This window comes from Streptomyces sp. NRRL S-495, assembly GCF_000966955.1.
Lineage (GTDB): Bacteria > Actinomycetota > Actinomycetes > Streptomycetales > Streptomycetaceae > Kitasatospora > Kitasatospora purpeofusca.
Window position 1 is genome coordinate 1 of sequence record NZ_JZWY01000203.1, and the last position, 21020, is coordinate 21020.

Here is a 21020-nt window from a genome sequence, read left to right on the forward strand (position 1 = left end):
TGGACGCGGACGGAGGCTGCGCCCGGGCGAGGGCCGTGGCGGCGGCGCAGGCGGCCGCCGTGGTCTCCTGCGCGACCGACCTCCCGGCGGACGCCGTGGAGGTGGTGGCGGAGGTGCCGGTCACGGGGCTGCCGGTGCGGCTGCCGGTCGGTCCGGCGCGGGCCCGGGCCCGCGCCGGACCGCTTCGGGCCGCGGTCCCGCCGACGGACGAGGATGCGCGGGTTGCCCTGGGCGAGGCCGGTCCGGCCGGAGGCGGCCCGTGAGCCCCCGGGCGGGTGCCCGCCCGTCGGACCGGTCGCGGTGGGTCGATCGGCCGGTCAGTCGGCCGGTCGGTCTTCCGGCCGGTCGGTGGATCCGCCGGCCGCCTCGGCCTCCTCGGCTGCCTCGGCCGTTCCAGCGGTTTTCGGGTCCACCTCCGCCACCTCCGCGTCCCCCGCCGCGTCCGCCGCCGCACCGGGAGCGCCGGCGAGCAGGATGTCCAGCAGCCGGACGGCGGCTGCCTTGTCGAGCGGGTCGTTCCCGTTGCCGCACTTGGGCGACTGGACGCAGGACGGGCAGCCGCGTTCGCACTCGCAGGCGGCGATCGCCTCCCGGGTGGCGGTCAGCCACTGCACGGCCCGTCGGAAGCCGCGTTCGGCGAAGCCGGCCCCACCGGGGTGGCCGTCGTAGACGAACACGGTGGGCAGCCCGGTGTCGGGGTGCAGCGGCACCGAGACACCGCCGATGTCCCAGCGGTCGCAGGTGGCGAAGAGCGGGAGCAGGCCGATCGAGGCGTGCTCGGCGGCATGGGCGGCGCCGGGCAGTTGGTCGGGCGGGATGTCCGCGTCGATCAGCTGCTCCTCGGTGACGGACCACCAGACGGCCCGGGTGCGCAGGGTGCGGGGCGGCAGGTCGAGCTTGCTCTCGCCCATGATCTCCCCGGTGGAGATCCGCTTGCGGAGGTAGCCGACCACCTGGTTGACCACCTCCACCGAACCGAAGCAGAGCCGGCCCTCGCCCCAGTCGACGGTGGTGTCGGTGGAGAGGACGGAGATGGAGGTGATGTCCCTGGCGGAGGTCGTGTAGGGCGGGTCGGCGGGCTCGACCAGGGCGACCGAGTTCTCCAGGTCGAAGTCCCGGACGAGGTAGGTACGGCCCCGGTGGAGGTGGACGGCCCCGGTGTGCACGGTGGTGTGGGCGGCGGAGGCGTCCACGGTGCCGAGCAGTCGGCCGGTCGGCGCCTCGACGATCTGCACCGGGCTGCCGCCGCTGCCTCGCAGGTCGACGGCGTCGGCGGCCCGCTCGCGGCGGGTCCAGTACCAGGCCTCGCCGCGCCGGCGGAGCAGCCCGCGGCGCTCCAGGACCGGGAGCAGCGGAGCGGCCGAGGGGCCGAACAGCTCCAGGTCGCTGTCGGTGAGCGGCAGCTCGGCGGCGGCGGCGCACAGGTGCGGGGCGAGTACGTGCGGGTTGTCCGGGTCGAGCACGGTGGCCTCGACCGGGGTGGCGAACAGCGCCTCCGGGTGGTGCACCAGATAGGTGTCCAGCGGGTCGTCCCGGGCGATCAGGACGGCGAGCGCGCCCTGGGCCTCCCGTCCGGCCCGGCCGGCCTGCTGCCAGAGCGAGGCCCGGGTGCCCGGGTATCCGGCCATCAGGACGGCGTCCAGGCCGGAGATGTCGACCCCGAGTTCGAGGGCGGAGGTGGAGGCGAGGCCGAGCAGCCGGCCGGAGTGCAGGTCGCGCTCCAGGGTCCGGCGCTCGTCGGCGAGGTAGCCGCCGCGGTAGGCGGCGACCCGGTCGGCGAGCGGGCGGCCCAGCTGGTCCTGGGCCTGGAGCGCGACGAGTTCGGCGGCCCGCCGGGAGCGGACGAAGACAACGGTGCGGGTCTCCCGCTCGACCAGGTCGGTGAGCAGGTGGGCGGCCTCGGCGGTGGCGGTCCGGCGGACCGGCGCACCCTGCTCGCCGACGTTCTCGGTGAGGGGCGGTTCCCACAGCCCGAAGACCATCGGGCCGCGCGGGGAGGCGTCGTCGGTGACCGCGGCGGCGGGCAGGCCGGTCAGCCGGCGGGCGGTGACGGCCGGGTCGGCGGTGGTGGCGGAGGCGAGCAGGAAGACGGGAGAGGAGCCGTAGCGGGCACAGATCCGCCGCAGCCGGCGCAGCACCTGGGCCACGTGCGAGCCGAACACGCCGCGGTAGCTGTGGCACTCGTCGATCACGACGTAGCGAAGCGTCTTGAGGAAGGAGGACCAGCGGGCGTGCGCGGGCAGGATGCCCCGGTGCAGCATGTCCGGATTGGTGAGGACGTAGGAGGCGTACTGGCGGACCCACTCGCGTTCCTCGGGCGGGGTGTCGCCGTCGTAGAGGGCGGCCCGGACGCGGGGCGGGGCGAGTTCCGCGGCCCGGCGGCGCTGGTCGGCGGCGAGTGCCTTGGTGGGGGCGAGGTAGAGCGCGGTCGCGCCCCGGCCGTTGCGTGCCTCGGTGCCGTCCAGCAGGTCGGACAGCACCGGCGCCAGGTAGCCGAGCGACTTGCCCGAGGCGGTTCCTGTGGCGATCACCACAGATTGACCGGATTTGGCCAGATTCATTGCCTCCGCCTGGTGGGCCCAGGGCTGCCGGACTCCCATGTCCTGGGCGGCCGAGGCGATCTCGGGCCGGATCCAGTCGGGCCACGGCGCATAACGGGCGGGCCGGGCGGGAAGGTGCTCCGTATGGGTGAGCCGGTCCGCCCGCCCCCGGGCGGTGGACAGGGTCATGAGGAGTGCCTCGGGCAGGCTGTGACGCGGCGGCATGAGGACCCAGTGTGTCACCGGCGTGACGGAGAATCGTCCTAAGCCATCGTGCGGTCATGGTCGCAGGTGGTTGAATGTGGCCGTGACGGCCGTACGGCCGGGGGTCGCAGCGCCGAGGCTTGCCACGCATTCGCTGGGTGTGCCCGGGGTTCGCGACCATGCGGTGACGGCCGTCCGGCCGAGGATCGCAATGACGTAGCAAGGCAAGGTGCTGGAGGTTCCGTGGACCTGTCCCTGTCGACCCGTACAGTCGGCGACCGCACGGTCGTCGAGGTTGGCGGCGAGATCGATGTGTACACCGCCCCCAAGCTGCGCGAGCAGCTGGTCGAGCTCGTCAACGACGGCAGCTACCACCTCGTCGTCGACATGGAGGGCGTGGACTTCCTGGACTCCACCGGCCTCGGTGTGCTGGTGGGCGGGCTGAAGCGGGTGCGTGCCCACGAGGGCTCGCTGCGCCTGGTGTGCAACCAGGAGCGCATTCTGAAGATCTTCCGGATCACCGGTCTGACCAAGGTGTTCCCGATCCACACCTCGGTCGAGGACGCGGTCCAGGCGACCGACTGATCAGTCGACCCGATCGACCGGACCGGGCCGGTCCTCCGTGACCGGCCCGTCCGATCCTCATGCGTCCGGGCGCCGGGGCCGCGTGGCCCCGGTCCGTCCGGTCGTCCCCGGGTCGGCTGTTGTCGGCCCGCAGCGACCGGGGCCGTATGTCCGGCCTCGGTCGGAACACCCCGAGGGGGAAGAGATGGCAACCGTCGAACTTCGATTCAGCGCGCTTCCCGAGCACGTGCGGACGGCCCGGTTGGTGGCCGCGGCAGTGGCCAGACGGGCGGGGGTCGACGAGTCGGTGCTCGACGAGGTGCGCCTCGCCGTCGGCGAGGCGTGCTCGCGCGCGGTCGGCCTGCACCGTCGCGGTGGCGTGACCGGCGCGGTCCGCGTCGCACTGGTCGACCAGGAGAAGCGTTTCCTCATCGAGGTCGAGGACGAAGCGGGCCTCGACACCGTCCCGACCACCGCGGCGGACGGCGGCGACCCGGACGAGGACACCCTGGGCCTCGCTGTGCTCACCGGCCTGGTCGAGGACCTGGAGGTCACCAGCGGCGCCGGCGGCGGTCTGATCCGGATGAGCTGGCCGGTCTCGGCGGACGCGCTCGCCGTCTGAGCGCGACGGGCGGGTGCCCGGCGGACGGGTGAGCGGACCGGAGCGGAGCGGGTCCGAACGGGAATCGGGGGTCGAGCGGCGGCCGTGTAGGTTCGCAGTTCGACGACCGAAACCGAAAGGGCTCTCCCGGTGAACAAGCGACTGCTGGCCGTACCCGCGCTCGGGGCGCTGCTCGCGTTCGGCGCCGTCGGCTGCGGCGACGACAACAGCAAGCAGTTGGAGTCCTGGGCGGCGAACGTGTGCGGCGCGGCCAAGGACCCGATCGCCCAGGCGCAGACCGCTCTGGCGGACACCGGCCAGGTGAAGACCGGCGAGGCCCCGGCCGACCTCCAGAAGCGCCTCTCGGCGGACATCGGCCGACTGGCGAAGACCAACCAGGACATCGCCGCCGCCATCGACGGCGCCGGTGCGCCCAAGGTCGACGACGGCGCGAGCCTGCAGAAGGACACCGTCACCGAGCTCACCAAGGCGGCCGACGGCTACCTGGAGGTCCAGAAGAAGCTGGACGCGCTCCCCAACGCCGACCAGGCGAAGTTCGCCGACGGGCTGCGGAGTGTGGCCGACCAGGTGCAGCAGCTGGCCTCGCTCTCCACCCAGGCGCAGGGCAAGCTCCAGCGCGGTGACCTGGGTTCGGCGATGGCCAAGCAGGAGGGGTGCAAGCCGGGTTCGGCCGCGGCCGCTCCGACGTCCCCGGCGACCGGCGGAGCATCGGACGGGGCCACGGGCGCACCCGCGGACGGGACGGCGGGCGGTGCGAGCCCGGCGGCGACCGATGCGCCCGGTACCCAGGCGCCGTCGACTCCGGCGCCCACCGCCTCGGCGAGCTGATCCCGCTTCGACCCACCGGCTCCTGCGCGACCGTCCGGTCCCGACGGGCCCGCCCGACCGCCCCCTCGGCCATCGGCCGAGGGGGCGGTGGTGCTGGGGGTGCGGTGTTGGGGGAGTAGGTGTTGGGGACGGGACAGCCGGGCGGGCGGGGGACAATGGCGGGGTGATCAGTAGCCCCGTTCTCGACCCGACCCGCCTCGCCAAACTGCGCGAGGCGCTGCTCGCCGCCTCGTACACCGCCGACGGCTGCCTGGACCTGCTCGGGCCCACCGGGTACGCGGCGCTGGCCCGCAGCGAGGCGGTGCCCGCGTTGCGGGCGACCCGTGGTGGCAGCCCGCTGGAGACGCTGGTGCGGCTCTTCCTGCTGCAGCAGCCCGTGCCCTACCGGGCGGCCGCCGCCGCGCTGCCGGTGGAGGACTGCCTGGCCGACGGCTGGCTGCGCCCGGACGGTGACTCGGTGCGCGCCACCGTGGACGTCCGGCCCTATGCGAACGAGGTGTCCGGGCTGCCGAGTTCGGACGCCTGGGTGGTCTCCGACCTGGGCTGTGCGGTCGGCGGTGCGGGCGGGATCGGCTCCGGGGAGACCGCGCACGGCGTGGCCCGCAAGGACCTCGTGCTCGGGGTGGGCGGCGCGTCCACCACGCTGGCCAACATCACGGTGCGCCGGCCGGTCCGCTCGGTGCTGGACCTCGGTTCCGGCTCGGGCGTGCAGGCACTGCACGCCGCCCGGCACGCCCAGCGGGTGACCGCCACCGACCTCAACGAGCGGGCGCTGCGCTTCACCGAGCTGACCCTGGCGCTGTCCGGTTTCGACAATACGGAGACCGTCGCCGGCAGCCTCTTCGAGCCGGTGGGGGAGCGGCGGTTCGACCTGATCGTCTCCAATCCGCCGTTCGTGATCTCGCCGGGTGGGCGGTTCACCTACCGGGACGGCGGGATGGCCGGCGACGACCTGTGCCGCAGCCTGGTCCGCTCGGCCGCCGACCACCTGGAGCCGGGCGGGTACTGCCAGCTGCTGGCCAACTGGCAGCACGTCAAGGGCGAGGACTGGCAGGACCGGCTGGCCGGCTGGGTGGCCGGGACCGGGCTGGACGCCTGGATCGTCCAGCGCGAGGTGCAGGACGTGGCCCAGTACGCGGAGCTGTGGCTGCGCGATGGCGGTGACCACCGCGGTGCCGGCGGCGACTACCAGGCCCGGTACGGGGAGTGGCTGGACGCCTTCGAGGCCGGCCGGGTCGAGGGCATCGGATTTGGCTGGATCACCCTGCGTGCGGGTGGCGCCGAGCGTCCGACCGTCCGGGTGGAGGAGTGGCCGCACCCGGTCGAGCAGCCGCTCGGCCCGCACATCGAGGAGTGGTTCGACCGGCAGGACTTCCTGCGCACCCACGACGACGCGGGCCTGCTGGCGGCGCGGTACGTGCTGGCCGACGAGGTGGTCCAGGAGCAGGTGGGCGCCCCGGGGGCGGAGGACCCGGAGCACGTGGTGCTGCGCCACAACCGCGGGATGCGGCGTGCCACCAAGGTGGACACGGTGGGCGCGGGCTTCGTCGGGGTGTGCGACGGGACGCTGTCGGCGGGCGAGATCGTCGACGCGATCGCGCAACTGCTGGGCGAGGACCGGGTGGTGCTGCGCGACCGGGTGCCGGAGTCGCTGCGGCTGCTCACCGAGCAGGGGTTCATCCAGCCCGCGTCCTGACCGCGGGCACTCAGGACGGGACGGGACGGACGCGACGGACGGGGACGGACGGGACGCGCCCGGGCCCGGGCGTCGGCATACCCCGACGCCCGGGCCTCGGCGTTCGCCGACGGCACCCGGTTCACCCCACTGTTTCCCCTGGTTCGCCGGGCGGTCGCCGAACATCTCCCCCTTGTTGGTCCAGGACTGTGAGGCTCTGTCCACAGGCTGTGGACAGGACTGGGGGCGGCCGGGGTGGAAACGACGACGGCGACGGCGGGTGGCGTGATACTCGCCCTCTTCGGCGGCGCACTCCTGCTCTGGTGCGCCGCCGAAGCGCGCTTGCGCCACCGGATCCGGCGCCGGGGACTGCCGGCCGTCGCCACCGTGGTCCCCGAGTCCGACGTCCACGGGGCGCTCGACAGCGCGCCCCTGCTCTCCTTCGCCACCCGCCCGGTCCCGGCCGGCCGGACCGGGGGCGCGCCGGGCGTCGAGGCCGGTGAGCTGGTGCTGACCCGGCCCCGGGGCCACACCCCGCTGCGCCGCCCGGCCCACCTGGTACCGGGCGGTTCGGTACGTATCGCCTACGATCCGTACCGCCCCGGCCACGCGGTGCTGGCGGCGGAGGAGGCCGGTCCCCGGCCGCTGGTCGCGGACCTGCTGTGGACGGCGCTCGGCCTCGGCTGCCTGGCCGCCGGAGCCGTCCTGCTCCTCGCCGCGGCCTAGCCGCCCGGCCCCCGAGGCGCGACCGACGCGCGACCGAGGCCCGGTCGCTGCCGTCTACCATCCACGGCGCCCGGGCGCACCCGTATTCCGTTGACAGATTTTGAAATCCGTCATTCCATCCTTCGAAACCCGCCGAAGCCCCCCTCCGCAGGGCGCGATCCGTCGTCGTCGGGTTACCGTTCGAGTGGCGTCGGTCGGCCTTGCCGGTGAAATCGCGGGAACCGTCCGTTTGACAAGGGTGGCCGGGGTACGGTCACACTCCGCTGGTGGGGTCGTCGTACAGCGGCAGCCCCGGGTCGGTGGAGGGGTCGGGCGGAGCGCAGCCCGTGCTGCCAGCGCCGACCAGCTCACATAACGACCGGGAGAGAAGAGCGAAGGTGTCCCCGAGCAGCGAGACCGCGCACGGACAGCGACTCGTCATTGTCGAGTCGCCGGCCAAGGCGAAGACGATCAAGGGCTACCTTGGCCCCGGCTACATCGTCGAGGCGAGCGTCGGGCACATTCGCGACCTCCCGAGCACGGCCGCCGAGGTCCCGGACAAGTACACCGGCGAGGTGCGCCGCCTCGGGGTGGACGTCGACCACGACTTCGCCCCGATCTACGTGGTGAACGCGGACAAGAAGTCCCAGGTCAGCAAGTTGAAGTCGCTCCTCGCGGAGTCCGACGAACTCTTCCTCGCCACCGATGAGGACCGCGAGGGCGAGGCCATCGCGTGGCACCTCCAGCAGGTGCTCAAGCCCAAGGTGCCGGTGCACCGGATGGTGTTCCACGAGATCACCAAGGCCGCCATCCAGGAGGCCGTGGCCAACCCGCGCGAGCTGAACCAGCGTCTGGTCGACGCCCAGGAGACCCGCCGCATCCTCGACCGCCTGTACGGCTTCGAGGTCTCGCCGGTGCTCTGGAAGAAGGTCATGCCGAAGCTGTCGGCGGGCCGCGTGCAGTCCGTGGCGACCCGGCTGGTCGTCGAGCGCGAGCGGGAGCGGATCGCGTTCCGCTCGGCCTCGTACTGGGACCTGGTCGGCACCTTCGGCACCGGCCGCACCGCGGCCGACGCCGCCAACCCGGAGAACTTCGGTGCCCGGCTGTCCTCCGTCGACGGCAAGCGGATCGCCAGCGGCCGCGACTTCGGCCAGGACGGCCGGCTCAAGGCGGGCAGCGCCAACACCCTGCACCTGGACGAGCAGGCCGCCCGCGCGCTGGCCGCCGCCCTGGAGCAGACCGCGTTCTCGGTGCGCGGCGTCGAGTCCAAGCCGTACCGCCGCTCGCCGTACGCGCCGTTCCGCACCACCACGCTCCAGCAGGAGGCCAGCCGCAAGCTGGGCTTCGGTGCCAAGCGGACCATGCAGGTGGCCCAGAAGCTGTACGAGAACGGCTTCATCACCTACATGCGTACCGACTCCACCACGCTGTCGGAGACCGCGATCAACGCCGCCCGGACGCAGGTCACCCAGCTGTACGGCGCCGACTACCTGCCGGACGCGCCCCGCACCTACGCCTCCAAGGTGAAGAACGCCCAGGAGGCGCACGAGGCCGTCCGCCCGTCCGGCGACCGCTTCCGCACCCCGGCCGAGACCGGCCTGGCCGGCGACGACTTCAGGCTGTACGAGCTGATCTGGATGCGCACCGTCGCCTCCCAGATGAAGGACGCGGTCGGCCAGTCGGTCACCGTGAAGGTGGGCGGCCGGGCCGCCGACGGCCGGGACGCCGAGTTCTCCGCCTCCGGCAAGATCATCACCTTCCACGGCTTCCTCAAGGCCTACGTCGAGGGCGCCGACGACCCGAACGCCGAGCTGGACGACCGCGAGCGCCGGCTGCCGCAGGTCACCGAGGGCGACCCGCTGGCCGCCGAGCAGCTCACCGCCGAGGGCCACGCGACCAAGCCCCCGGCCCGCTACACCGAGGCCTCGCTGGTCAAGGAGCTGGAGGACCGGGAGATCGGCCGTCCCTCCACCTACGCCTCGATCATCGACACCATCATCGGCCGTCGGTACGTCTTCAAGAAGGGGACGGCGCTGGTGCCGTCGTTCCTCTCCTTCGCCGTGGTCAACCTGCTGGAGAAGCACTTCGGCCGGCTGGTCGACTACGACTTCACCGCGAGGATGGAGGACGACCTCGACCGGATCGCCGCCGGTGAGGCGAAGTCCGTGCCGTGGCTGAAGCGCTTCTACTTCGGCGAGGGCGCCGGCGAGGGCCTGATCGCGGGCGGCGCCGCCGAGGCCGGCAACGGCGACGGCGACCACCTCGGCGGTCTGAAGGAACTGGTCACCGACCTCGGCGCGATCGACGCCCGGGAGATCAGCTCGTTCCGGATCAGCGACGGCATCACCCTGCGGGTCGGCCGCTACGGCCCCTACGTGGAGCGTGCCTCCGAGGTCGAGGGCGAGCCCGGCCAGCGCGCCGACATCCCGGACGAGCTGCCGCCGGACGAGCTGACCGTCGAGCTCGCCGAGGAGCTGCTGGCCAGGCCCAGCGGCGACTTCGAGCTCGGCCCGGACCCGGTTTCCGGCAACATGCTGGTCGCCAAGGACGGCCGCTACGGCCCGTACGTCACCGAGATCCTGCCCGAGGGCACCCCCAAGACCGGCAAGAACGCGGTCAAGCCGCGGACCGCCTCGCTGTTCAAGACGATGTCGCCGGACACCGTCACCCTGGACGAGGCGCTGAAGCTGCTCTCGCTGCCGCGCGTGGTCGGCGTCGACCAGGAGGGCGTGGAGATCACCGCGCAGAACGGCCGCTACGGCCCGTACCTCAAGCGCGGCACCGACTCCCGTTCGCTCACCGACGAGGAGCAGCTGTTCACGGTCACGCTGGAGGAGGCGCTGGCGATCTACGCCCAGCCCAAGCAACGCGGCCGGGCCGCCGCCGCGCCGCCGCTCAAGGAGCTGGGCACCGACCCGGTCAGCGAGCGTCCGGTGGTGGTCAAGGACGGCCGGTTCGGCCCGTACGTGACCGACGGCGAGACCAATGCGACGCTCCGCAAGGACGACGAGGTCGAGACCATCACGCCCGAGCGCGGCTACGAGCTGCTCGCCGAGAAGCGGGCGCGCGGGCCGGTGAAGAAGACGGCGAAGAAGGCTCCGGCGAAGAAGGCCGCGGCCAAGAAGACCGCGACGAAGACCGCGGCCAAGAAGACCACGACGGCGGCCAAGACGGCGGCGAAGAAGACCACCACCGTGAAGAAGGCCGCCACCAAGACGGCGGCGGCCAAGACGGCGGCCACCAAGACTGCGGCGAGCAGCACCGCCGCGAGCAAGTCCACCGCCACCGACGAGGGCTGATCCCCGGTCGGTGGCACCCGGGCCCGCGTCCGCTCCGGCGGCGCGGGCCCGTCCCGTTCGCGGGCGGGGCGTGACAGGGGCGTACGCGGTCTGTCACAACCCGGTGGCGGCGCCCGTCCGGAGCCGTGCTCCCCTCTTTTGCGCCATGCCCCGACCGCTACGCTGACCGTATGACGAGCGAGGAGCAGCCCACCCCCAGCGCCGCGGCGGCCGGACCGGGCGGTACGCCGGACCTGCCCGAGGTCGCGCCTGCCGGGACCGCCGGCGAGCGGATCCGGGCGCTGCTGCGGCTGCGCCCCTACCGGCGCCTGTGGACCACCCAGCTGATCGGCGGCACCGCGGACCGGCTCGGCCTGCTGGTGCTGCTGATGCTCACCGTGGTCGCCGCCGTGCTCGGCCGGCAGTTCGGCGACCTGCCGCGCAGCCTCGCCTTCGCGGTCGCCGCCGTCCTCGCCACCCGGTTGGCCGCCACCGGGCTGGTCGGCGCCGCGCTGCTCGGTCCGGTGCACGGGCTGCTCACCGGCAAGCTCGACCGGCGCTGGACGCTGTTCGGCGCCGATGTGCTGCGGGTCGTGCTGATCGGCGTCGCCCCGTGGTGGATCGTCTGGCTGGGCTCCGGCACCGAGCCCTCCGGCGCCGCGACCTGGGCGCTGCTCGCCACCGTGTTCCTGACCGGCGCCGCCGAGCGGGTCTGGGCGATCGCCAAGGCCGCCGCCGTCCCGGCCCTGCTGCCGCCCGTCGATCCTTACGCCCCGCCCGGCGAGCGGCGGCCGTCCGCCGCCAACCTGGCCACCGTCCGGACCCTGGACCACCGCACCGGGTGGGCCGCGCTGCCGCTCGGTGCCGGCGCGCTCGTCGTGCTCACCCTGCTGAACAACGTCTTCGCGGCGATCGGCTCGGACTGGCTGCGCGCCCACCAGACCACCTTCGCCGCCCTGGGCGCGGCCGCCCTGTTCGCCGTCTCGGCCGCCCGGGTGTACGTCCAGGAGCTGCCCGGCGGTCCCGTCCGGGTGCCGCCGTCCTCGCCGCTGCGGGGGCTGCGCGCCCCGACCGACGCCACCCCCGGCCCCGCCCTGGCCAAGGGCCGCACCGGCGCCGCCCCGTACTTCACCTTCGCGGTCTCCGCCGGGTACGCGACGATGGCCGGCGTCGCCGCGCTGGCCCTGCTGACCGCCGTCGAGCACCGCGCCGGGCCGATCGGCTACGGCCTGCTGGTGCTGGCCGCGACCGGTGTCCCCGCGCTGGGCATCCGGATCACCCGGGCCGTGCTGCCCACGCTCTCCCGCCGCCGACTGCTCGCCCTGGCGCTGCTCACCGAGGGCATCGCGCTGGTCCTGGCCGGCCTGGTGCTGGACTTCGTGCTCCTGCTGCTGCTCACCGTCCTGGCCGCGCTGGCCGCCGGCGTGGTGATCTCCACCGGCCGCAGCCTGCTCGCCCTGGAGGTCGAGGAGGCCCGGCTGCCCAAGGTCACCGAGCACCTCTACGCGGTGCTGCGGGTCGTGGTCGGCACCGCGCTGGTCGGCCTGCCGCTGATCGCCGCCGCCTACGGGGACGTCCAGTACGGCGCCGTCGAGCCCGGCTCGTTCACCTTCATCCACGGCGGCGCGGCCCTGGCCGTCGGCACCGCCGGAGTGCTCACCCTCGTCCTGGCCGCCGTCGTGCTGCTGCGCACCGACGACCGGCGCGGCACCGTGCCGTTCGGCCGGGACCTGGTCGACTCGGTGCGCGGCGCCACCGGTCCGGCCCCGCACCGGGCGGGCACCGGCTTCTTCATCGCGCTGGAGGGCGGCGACGGCGCCGGCAAGTCCACCCAGGCCCAGGCGCTCGCCGAGTGGATCCGGGGCAAGGGCCACGAGGTCGTGCTCACCCGTGAGCCCGGCGGCAGCCCGATCGGGCAGCGGCTGCGCAGCCTCGTCCTGGACGTGGGCAACACCGGCCTCTCGCACCGCGCCGAGGCGCTGATCTACGCGGCCGACCGGGCCGAGCACGTCGAGAACGTGATCCGCCCGGCGCTGGCCCGCGGCGCGGTGGTCATCACCGACCGGTACATGGACTCCTCGATCGCCTACCAGGGCGCGGGCCGCGACCTGGCCGCCACCGAGGTGGCCCGGATCTCCCGCTGGGCGACCGGCGGGCTGATGCCCGACCTGACTGTCGTCCTGGACGTCGACCCGACCCGGGCCCGGGAGCGGTTCACCGAGGCGCTGGACCGACTGGAGTCCGAGCCGACCGAGTTCCACCAGCGGGTGCGCTCCGGCTTCCTGGCGCTCGCCGCCGCCGACCCGGCGCGCTACCTGGTCGTCGACGGCAGCCAGGCCCCCGGCCTGGTCACCACCTCCATCCGCCACCGGCTCGACCGCGAGCTGCCGCTCTCCGAGCAGGAGAAGGCCGCCCGCGCCGAGCAGGAGCGCAAGGCCGCCGAGGAGGCCCGGCGCCGGGCCGAGGAGGAGGCCCGCAAGCGCGCCGAGGAGGAGGCCGCCGAGCGGAAGCGCCAGGAGGTGCTGGCACAGCTCCGGGCCGAGCAGGCGGAGAAGGAGCGGCTGGCCAAGGAGGAGGCCGAGCGGGTCGCCGCCGAGGCCGCGCGCAAGGCCGCCGAGGAAGCCCGCCTCCGGGCGGAGGAGGAGGCTCGCAAGCGGGCCGAGGAAGAGGCGAAGCGGCGGGCCGAGGAAGAGGCGCGCCGGGCCGTCGAGGAGGCCGAGCGCAAGCGGCTCGCCGAGGAGGCGGCCGCCCGGGCGGAGCTCCAGCGTCAGCGCGAGCTGGCCCGGGAGGAGCAGCGGCGCCGGGCGGAGGAGGCGCTGCAGCGGGCCGAGGAGGCCCGGCTGGCCCAGGCGGCCGCGCTGGCCGCTGCCGCTGCGGCGGCCGCCGAGGCGGCGGAGCGTGCGGAGCGCACGGGCCGGGGCGGGGACGTTCCGGGTGCCGCCGGGGCGGGCCCGGACGACGCGGTGACCACCGAGCTGCGGGTCGTGAAGGACTCCGGGCCGTCGGACCGGCGGGACGGCAGCGATTCGACCAGGGAGCTTCCGGTGCTGGGCGGGGGCGCCGTCGGGCGGTCCGGCGAGGCGGCGGATGTCGCGGAGACCGCGGTGCTGCCGGTCGTTCCGGCGGACGAGACGACGGTGCTGCCGCGGATCCCGGCGGACGAGACGGCCGTGCTGCCGCGGATCCCGGCGGACGAGGCCGACCGGACCGCGGTGCTGCCGAGGATCGAGCCGGGGCGTCCCGGGGGACAGCTGCCGTCGGGGCAGGTTCCGTCAGGACCGGTGCCGTCGGGACAGGTGCCGTCGGGCGAGGTTCCGCCGGGCCTTTGGCGGGATGCCCGACCGGGCAGCGGACCCCGTCCGGCGTCGGCCGACCGTCCGGTGGACAGCACCCGCGAGCTGCCGGTGGTCGACCCGCAGCAGCCGCCCGCCGCCGAAGCGAGGCCCCGGCCGGACTGGGCGGAGGAGACCCCGCTCGACGACCTGCCGAGTCTCACCGACACCCTGCTCGGCACCCGCGAGGAGTGGTCCAGCTGGGGCCAGGGCGGTCAGTCCGCTCCGACGGGCCAGGCAGGCCAGGCCGGTCCGGGCACCGGTGACGGGCGGCGCGACGGTGGCCAGGACGACGGCAAGGGCAAGGGCCGGCGCTGGGGCCGTCGGAGCTGACCGGCCGGAACAGGGTGGGAACAGCCGGAACGAGGTAGGCCCGGCCCGGTGCCGGTAGCCCCGGTGCCGGTGCCGGTGGGGCGGGTCCGGAGGCACCGGGCGACGTCGTACCGGGCACGTATGTACCGGGAACGTATGCTCGACGGCGGGAAGCGGGAGACGAAGGCCGGGCGGGTCCGTCCGGCGGCCTCCGGCTCCCGCCGTCGCCGCTGTGGGCGGGGCGGCAGGTCCGTACCGAGCGTGGGAGCAGCAGTGGCCGTCTGGGACGACCTGGTGGGCCAGGAGCGGGTGGTCGAGCAGCTGACCGGCGCCGCCCGGGCGGCCGGGGCGATCGTCGGCGCCGGGCGGGGCACCGAGCCGGTGTCCGGCGCGAACGCCTCGCTGATGACGCACGCGTGGCTGTTCACCGGACCTCCCGGGGCCGGCCAGACCACCGCCGCGCGGGCCTTCGCCGCCGCGCTCCAGTGCACCAGCCCCGACCTCGCGCTCGGCGGCACCCCCGGCTGCGGCTTCTGCGACGGCTGCCACACCGTTCTCGCGGGCAGCCACGCCGACGTGAAGTACGTCCGCACCGACGGTCTGTCCATCGGCGTCGGCGACATGCGCGACCTCGTGCTGCGCGCCTCCAGCTACCCCACCGGCGGCCGCTGGTCGGTGATCCTGGTCGACGCCGCCCACCGGCTCACCGAGGCCGCCGCCAACGCGCTGCTCAAGGGCGTGGAGGAGCCCTCCCCGCGCACCGTCTGGCTGCTCTGCGCCCCCTCCGTGCAGGACGTGCTGCCGACCATCCGCTCCCGCTGCCGGCTGCTGGTGCTGCGCACCCCGGCCGCCGAGGCGGTCGCCGACATGCTGGTACGGCGCGACGGCGTCGATCCGCACACCGCCCGGCTGGCCGCGTTGGCCGGTCAGGGCGACATCGAGCGTTCGCGTCGGCTGGCCGTCGACGACCAGGCCCGGTCGCGGCGCACCGAGGTGCTGCGGATCCCGCTGGAGGTCGGCGACATCGGCGGCTGCCTGGCCGCCGCCCAGCGGCTGGTCGACACCGCCAAGGCCGACGCCGAGGCGCTCGCCGACACCCAGGACAGCAAGGAGACCGACGACCTCAAGGCCGTGTACGGCGCGGCCGAGGGCGGAAAGGCGCCGCGCGGCATGGCCGGCGCGGTCAAGGAACTCGAGAAGCGGCAGAAGAGCCGGGCCACCCGTACCCGCCGCGAGACCCTCGGCGTCGCCCTGCTGGACCTGCTCGGCTTCTACCGGGACGTGCTGGCGATCCAGCTCGGCTCGACCGGCACGCTCGCCAACGAGGACCAGCGGCAGGCGCTCGACCGGGTCGCCCAGGCCGGTCCGCCGGAGTCCACCCTGCGCCGGATCGAGGCGATCCTCGCCTGCCGGGTGGCGCTGGACCGCAACGTCGATCCGCTGCTGGCCGTCGAGGCGATGACGGTGGCCCTGCGCGCGGGCTGACCGCCGCCGGGCCGGGGTCGGTACGGTCTCGTGCGTCGGGGTCGGGGCGCTGAGGGTCGGGGCCGGTACGGCTTCCCCCAGTGCCGCGTCCCACTTTCGAGTGAACGAGCGATACGCGCCGGGCGCACCCTCGTACGAGGTCCCGCTCGCCCTGCACGCTGGGGGCCGACTGCGCCCCGCCGGGGCCGTCGCGTCCCGTACGGTGCCGGGCCCGACCGCCCGTCCGGCCCTCCTCCGAGGTGGTGCGTCCCATGGTCCGTTCGCTTCTGCTCGTTCCCCTGCTCGCCGTCGCCGGGGGAGGGGTCTGGTTGGCCCGCGGTGCGCTCGTGCGCTGGCGGGACCTACGGGTCGCCGAGACGTACGAACTGAGCGGGGACCAGTGGCCGATGCTGGTGCGGGCGGCCGGGGCGATGGTCTGCGGGATCTGCGTCACCGTGCTGACGCTGCTGACGGCACTGGGCGCGTTCGGGAACATCGACGGCGGGGCCGGCGGGCGGACCGGTTCGGCCGCCGACCGGTTCGACGGGAGCGGGGCCGGCAACGGGTTCGGCGGCGGGGCCGAGGGGCCGGGCGGCGTCCGACCCGCCGCGCCGCCGGTCGAGGCCGTCGACGCCGCCACCTCGGCCAGTACGCCGACGCCCTCCCCGCTGCCGGTGGTCAGCCGGTTCGACAGCGTCGGCCACCCGGGCGGCGGCGAACTGCTCCAGTCGGCCGTCCCCGGCCCCGACGGCCATCCGCGCAACGTCCGGGTCTGGCTGCCCGCCCAGTACGCGAAGGACCCGAACGCCCGCTTCCCGGTCGTCGTGATGCACGCCGCCACCCCCCGGAAGACCGCGGACACCGAGGTCCCGGACGTCTTCGAGGGCCTCTCCTCCGCCGTGCAGAGCGCCAAGTCCAAGCCGTTCATCCTGGTCGCCCCCGAGGCACCGAACGGCACCGCGCACCCCTGCGAGCTGGTCGCCGCCGCTCCGATGGCCGTCGCCGACGACGCGGCGCTGCGCACCACCATCGCGGCCACCTTCCGCACCCTGCCGCCCGGCCCGGCCGGCTGGGGCACGCTCGGGGTCGGGGACGGCGCGCCCTGTGCGGCCGCGGCCGGCCTCGCCCGCCCCGACCTGTACGGCGCGGCGGCCGCCGTCTCCGGCCGGTACGACCCCGCCGCGCTCGCCCGGACCGGCGCCGAGGCGCCCGCCGCCGGGACCCCGAGGCTGCTGCTCGCCGCCGGGAAGGCCGACACCGCCGGGCTGGACGCCGCCCGCAAGCTCCAGTCGGCCCTGCGCGGCGGCACCGGCGCCGCCGCCCGCGCCGAGGTGCGGATCTCCGACAACGCGACCGACTACTCGGCGGACCGGATCCGGCTGCGGTTGGTCCGGCAGGCGGCCCAGTACCTCGGCGAGACGCTCGGCAAGGCGTCCTGACCAGGCCCGGCGCGGGCACTACGCTTCCGGTACCCCCGGGTGGCAGCGCGGCTGCCGGCGGGCGTGGACGGCTGAGGGGATCCCAGATGCGGGCCGACGGACGGCAGGGCGTGTCATCGCGGGCTCGGGTGTCGCGGGGGCGCCGTACGAGTGTGGTGGCTGCGGTCGCGCTGGCGGCGGTGGCCGGTCTGGTGGCGGGTGGTTGCTCGGCCGGTGGCGGTCCTTCTCCCTCCTCCGCCGCCTCCGCCTCCTCTTCCGGCAGCGCGTCGCCCGGTGGTGCTCCCTCCGGCGCCGTTTCGCCCGGCGCCGGCCCGGTGGGCCTCGCCGGGGCGGCCGGGGGCGCGTCGGCCGTCACGCCGCTGGAGCCGCTGCCCGCCGCCGTGCCGCCCGCGCTCGCTCCCTACTACGCGCAGCAGCTCGGCTGGACACCCTGCGACGACGGCTACGAGTGCACCACCTTCCGGGTGCCGCTGGACTACGACCGCCCCGCCGACGGCGACCTCACCCTGGCCGCCGTCCGCGCCCCTGCCGCCGCACCGGCCGGGGCCGGCGACCCGGCCGCCCCCGGCGAGCGGCTCGGCTCGCTGCTGCTCAACCCGGGCGGCCCCGGCGGCTCGGCCGTCGAGTACGTCGAGGGCGTGGCCCGCAGCTACGACGCCGGGGTCCGCGCCCGCTACGACCTGGTCGGCCTCGACCCGCGCGGGGTCGGCCGCAGTTCGCCCGTCACCTGCCTCGGCGGCGAGCGGATGGACGCCTACACCGCTGCCGACATCACCCCCGACGACCAGGCCGAGGTCGATGCCCTGGTGGCCGCCGCCAAGGAGTTCGCCGAGGGCTGCCGGCAGCGGTCCGGCGACCGGCTCGGCCACCTGAGCACCGTCGAGGCCGCGCGCGACATGGACGTGTTGCGCGCGCTGCTCGGCGAGGAACGGCTCCACTACGTCGGCAAGTCCTACGGCACCTTCCTCGGCGCCACCTACGCGGGCCTCTTCCCCGGCCGCACCGGCCGGATGGTGCTCGACGGCGCGATGGACCCCTCGCTCGACTCCCTGGCCGGCAACCGGACCCAGGCGGGCGGCTTCGAGACCGCCTGGGCGGCCTTCGCCCGGGACTGCGCCGAACGCGAGGACTGCCCGCTCGGCCGGACCGAGCAGCAGGCCGGCGAGCAGCTCACCGCCCTCTTCGCCGCGGTCGACGCCCACCCGCTGACGACCACCGACGGCGCCCGCCGGCTCAGCGAGGCGCAGGCGACCACCGGCGTCATCCAGGCCATGTACGCGGACTTTCTCTGGCCCCGGCTGCGCACCGCGCTCGCCGACGCCAGGGCGGGCGACGGCACCGGTCTGCTCAAGCTCTCCGACGCCTACTACGGGCGGGAGGTGGACGGCTCGTACCCCAACCTGATGTTCGCCAACATGGCGGTGAACTGCCTCGACCTGCCCGCGCCGTTCGCCGGCCCGGACGACGCCGCCCGCGCGGTGCCGGACTTCGAGCGGACCTCGCCGAGGTTCGGCCGCGACATGGCCTGGATGGCGCTGACCTGCACCTACTGGCCGGTCCGACCGACCGGCACACCGCACACCGTCCGGGCCGCCGGAGCCGCCCCGATCGTGGTCGTCGGCACCACCCGGGACCCGGCCACGCCCTACGCGTGGGCGCAGGCTCTGGCCGGGCAGCTGGAGTCCGGACGGCTGCTGACCTACGACGGCGACGGCCACACCGCGTACGGCCGGCACGACAACTGCCTCGACGGCGCGGTCAACCGCTTCCTGCTGGGCGGCGAGCCGCCGGAGAACGGCAAGACCTGTGGGCAGTGAGGGAGCGCCCGTTACGATGGGCGCCCCCTCCCCTCCTCGCCCTTCCCGGAGCCCACCGTGCTCGGAGTCAACGACCTGACGACGTACGTCCTCGGCGCCCTCGTCATCGTCCTCCTCCCCGGCCCCAACTCCCTCTACGTGCTCTCGGTCGCCGCCCGCAAGGGCGTCCGCACCGGGTACCGGGCCGCGGCCGGCGTCTTCGCCGGCGACTTCACTCTCATCAGCCTGACCTCGCTCGGCGCGGCCTCCCTGCTGAAGGCCAACCCGGCCGTCTTCGCCGTGGTGAAGTTCGGCGGCGCCGCCTACCTGCTCTGGATAGGCATCGGCATGCTGCGTGCAGCCCGCGGCCTGTGGCGCGAGCACCAGGCCCTCGACGAGGCGGCCGACGGCACCACCGAGGCCCCGGGGTCCACCGAGCGCCCGTTCCGCCGCGCCCTGGTGATCAGCCTGCTGAACCCCAAGGCGATCCTCTTCCTGCTCTCCTTCTTCACCCAGTTCGTCGACCCCTCCTACGGCAGCCCGGTGCTCTCCTTCACCCTCCTCGGCGGGATCCTGCAGAGCTTCAGCGTCCTCTACCTCTCCGTGCTGATCTTCGCGGGCACCTCGCTCGCCACCGCCTTCCGCCGCCGCAAGCGCCTCTCCGCCGCCCTCACCGGCAGCGTCGCCGCCCTCTTCGCCGGCTTCGCCGCCAAGCTCGCCGTCTCCTCCGCCTGACCCCCGGCCCCTCCCCACCGCGTTACGGATCACCCGCGAACCTGTGTAGACTGGCCCGCGTTGCCGAGACTTCGGCAGCGGTGCCGCCTTAGCTCAGTTGGCCAGAGCAACGCACTCGTAATGCGTAGGTCGCGGGTTCGAATCCCGCAGGCGGCTCTGTAGAAGCCCCAGGACTCACTCGCCGTGACCTGGGGCTTTTGCCTTTCCTCGGGGTGTGGGCAGGCGTCGTCACTGGCGTGGGGCGACCTGGATGACGGCGTGGCGGCCGTTGGTGCGCCATGTGGGTTCGCTGCTGTCGAGCCGGGTGATGGTGTCGGCGTCGAGGCCGACGATCACGTCGGACTTCAGGGTTCGCAGGGCTGCGACGGGGGTCGGGAAGTGACCGGTCTTGTCGGCGAAGGGGGTTGTCGGCGGGTGGAGGCGGTCGCCGACCAGGCGGCGGTAGTTGAGGTCGCCCTTGAGGATCGTCATCACCGCTCCGGTGAATTCGGTCCGGAGGTCGGCGGGCATGTCGTGGAACGGCAGGGGGGCGCAGAAGAAGGGGTGTGTGCGGACTACGAGGGCGTCGTTGGTCATCGCTCGCCATAGCCGGCCGCCGACTTCCGCGGTGCGCAGGCGCTCGACCGAGGCGAGGACGTCGGCGGTCGTCGCGTCCGACACGTAGTACGGCTGCGGCTTCACGTGGAGGACGACCTGCGCGGCGAGGCCGCGGGTCAGGAGGTGGTCGATCAGGACGAGGTCCGGCAGTAGTTCCCGGCCGGCGTTGTCCGCGACGACGCAGATCCGGCCGCCCCTCGCGCGTTCCAGCTGCGTCCAGAGTGTGGTGCTGTCGTCGGTGAGCAGGTCGGACGCGGTCTGCCCGTCGGCTTCCGCGGTGATCCGGAAGCTCAGGTCCGCGCGGTTGCCCCAGAGGGCGGACGACAGCAGCGCCTGCGCCCGGCGCGTCTCGGGCAGGTCGTCGAGCTTGCTCAGCGCGGCGAGTTCGTCGTCCACCGCGGCCCCGGCCAGCTCGGCGTGCTTGAACGGCGCGAACGGGTCGACGCCCTGCCAGGCGCCGGGCCGGAAGTAGCCGATGGCGTCGAGCAGCCGGCGGTAGAAGTAGCTCTCCGCCCACAGGAACGGCGCCTCGCCCCAGGGCCTGCCCCACAGGTCCGCGCCCCACTCCAGCCACTGCGCAGCGTCCGGAGCGTCCGTGTTCAGCGGCTCCAGGACGCCGGTGGTGCTCTCCGCGAGCAGCTGCTCGACCGCCGCCCGCTGGGCGGGGCCGTAAGGGAGCGCGTCGAGGACCTGTTGGACGAGCTTCGGGTGGCGCTCGTGGAACACGCCCCAGGCGAAGGAGCCGGGGGCGTCGCTGCGGATCACGGGGGCGGTCGGCACGGGGGCGCTCGTCTCTCTCGTGGGCGGTCGGCCGGGCCGTCGCCCCGACCGAGGTCATTATCGGGCGGTCGTGGGGCTTCGGGCCGGGGCCGGGGGTTGGTGGGGGCGCGGGAGGTGGGCGCACGAACCGGCGTGGGGGCGCATGGGGG

Annotated in this window: 13 protein-coding genes, 1 tRNA gene and 1 pseudogene; 13 read left to right on the forward strand and 2 right to left on the reverse strand. The window is 74.5% G+C overall.

Features of this window, described 5'->3' with window-relative positions; translation table 11 throughout:
• A pseudogene (locus VR45_RS45560) lies at positions 1–263 on the forward strand (hypothetical protein); the annotation flags it as partial.
• A 54-nt stretch (positions 264–317) separates the two neighbouring features.
• Here VR45_RS45560 and VR45_RS12640 read toward each other — a convergent pair.
• Complete coding sequence (locus VR45_RS12640) at positions 318–2765, reverse strand: DEAD/DEAH box helicase (protein ID WP_078896466.1); 2448 nt, start codon at positions 2763–2765, stop codon at positions 318–320.
• A 222-nt stretch (positions 2766–2987) separates the two neighbouring features.
• Here VR45_RS12640 and bldG point away from each other — a divergent pair, with 222 nt between their 5' ends.
• The 12 genes from bldG to VR45_RS12700 all read left to right on the forward strand — a co-directional run bounded on the left by bldG (position 2988) and on the right by VR45_RS12700 (position 19650).
• Positions 2988–3329 (forward strand): anti-sigma factor antagonist BldG, encoded by a 342-nt coding sequence (gene bldG / locus VR45_RS12645; RefSeq protein ID WP_030392670.1) that lies wholly within the window; start codon positions 2988–2990, stop codon positions 3327–3329.
• A gap of 184 nt (positions 3330–3513) precedes the next feature.
• Positions 3514–3930: an ATP-binding protein gene (locus VR45_RS12650; RefSeq protein ID WP_045939807.1), complete on the forward strand. Its 417-nt coding sequence runs from the start codon at positions 3514–3516 to the stop codon at positions 3928–3930.
• A gap of 129 nt (positions 3931–4059) precedes the next feature.
• Positions 4060–4758 carry a hypothetical protein gene (locus VR45_RS12655; protein ID WP_045939808.1) on the forward strand — a complete coding sequence of 233 codons (699 nt, stop codon included), beginning with the start codon at positions 4060–4062 and terminating at the stop codon, positions 4756–4758.
• 163 nt (positions 4759–4921) lie between these two features.
• Positions 4922–6454 carry a methyltransferase gene (locus VR45_RS12660; protein ID WP_045939809.1) on the forward strand — a complete coding sequence of 511 codons (1533 nt, stop codon included), beginning with the start codon at positions 4922–4924 and terminating at the stop codon, positions 6452–6454.
• Positions 6455–6718: 264 nt separating this feature from the next.
• Entirely contained in the window at positions 6719–7159 is a 441-nt protein-coding gene (locus VR45_RS12665) for a DUF3592 domain-containing protein (RefSeq protein WP_045939810.1), read from the forward strand.
• A gap of 377 nt (positions 7160–7536) precedes the next feature.
• Positions 7537–10437, forward strand: a complete 2901-nt coding sequence (gene topA / locus VR45_RS12670; RefSeq protein WP_045939811.1) for a type I DNA topoisomerase — start codon at positions 7537–7539, stop codon at positions 10435–10437.
• 170 nt (positions 10438–10607) lie between these two features.
• Positions 10608–14081, forward strand: a complete 3474-nt coding sequence (gene tmk / locus VR45_RS12675; protein ID WP_045939812.1) for a dTMP kinase — start codon at positions 10608–10610, stop codon at positions 14079–14081.
• Positions 14082–14333: 252 nt separating this feature from the next.
• A complete protein-coding gene (locus VR45_RS12680) occupies positions 14334–15545 on the forward strand; it encodes a DNA polymerase III subunit delta' (RefSeq protein ID WP_045939813.1) in 1212 nt (403 codons plus the stop codon).
• 251 nt (positions 15546–15796) lie between these two features.
• The gene (locus VR45_RS12685; protein ID WP_045939814.1) at positions 15797–16963 is read left to right on the forward strand and encodes a hypothetical protein; all 1167 of its coding nucleotides are present in this window, start codon (positions 15797–15799) and stop codon (positions 16961–16963) included.
• An 86-nt stretch (positions 16964–17049) separates the two neighbouring features.
• Positions 17050–18780, forward strand: coding sequence for an alpha/beta hydrolase (locus VR45_RS12690; protein ID WP_063772464.1), 1731 nt, complete (start codon positions 17050–17052; stop codon positions 18778–18780).
• 57 nt (positions 18781–18837) lie between these two features.
• Positions 18838–19494 carry a leucine efflux protein LeuE gene (gene leuE / locus VR45_RS12695; RefSeq protein WP_045939816.1) on the forward strand — a complete coding sequence of 219 codons (657 nt, stop codon included), beginning with the start codon at positions 18838–18840 and terminating at the stop codon, positions 19492–19494.
• A gap of 82 nt (positions 19495–19576) precedes the next feature.
• Positions 19577–19650, forward strand: a tRNA-Thr gene (locus tag VR45_RS12700).
• Positions 19651–19722: 72 nt separating this feature from the next.
• Here VR45_RS12700 and VR45_RS12705 read toward each other — a convergent pair.
• On the reverse strand, positions 19723–20871 hold the full coding sequence (locus VR45_RS12705; RefSeq protein WP_045939817.1) for a damage-control phosphatase ARMT1 family protein: 1149 nt from the start codon (positions 20869–20871) through the stop codon (positions 19723–19725).
• Positions 20872–21020 lie beyond the last annotated feature (149 nt).

Excerpts from the sequence above, each read along its gene's own strand:
- VR45_RS12640 (WP_078896466.1), bottom strand. The coding sequence starts at position 2,765 with ATGCCGCCGCGTCACAGCCTGCCCGAGGCACTCCTCATGACCCTGTCC.
- VR45_RS12650 (WP_045939807.1), top strand. The coding sequence starts at position 3,514 with ATGGCAACCGTCGAACTTCGATTCAGCGCGCTTCCCGAGCACGTGCGG.
- tmk (WP_045939812.1), top strand. The coding sequence starts at position 10,608 with ATGACGAGCGAGGAGCAGCCCACCCCCAGCGCCGCGGCGGCCGGACCG.
- VR45_RS12685 (WP_045939814.1), top strand. The coding sequence starts at position 15,797 with ATGGTCCGTTCGCTTCTGCTCGTTCCCCTGCTCGCCGTCGCCGGGGGA.
- VR45_RS12690 (WP_063772464.1), top strand. The coding sequence starts at position 17,050 with ATGCGGGCCGACGGACGGCAGGGCGTGTCATCGCGGGCTCGGGTGTCG.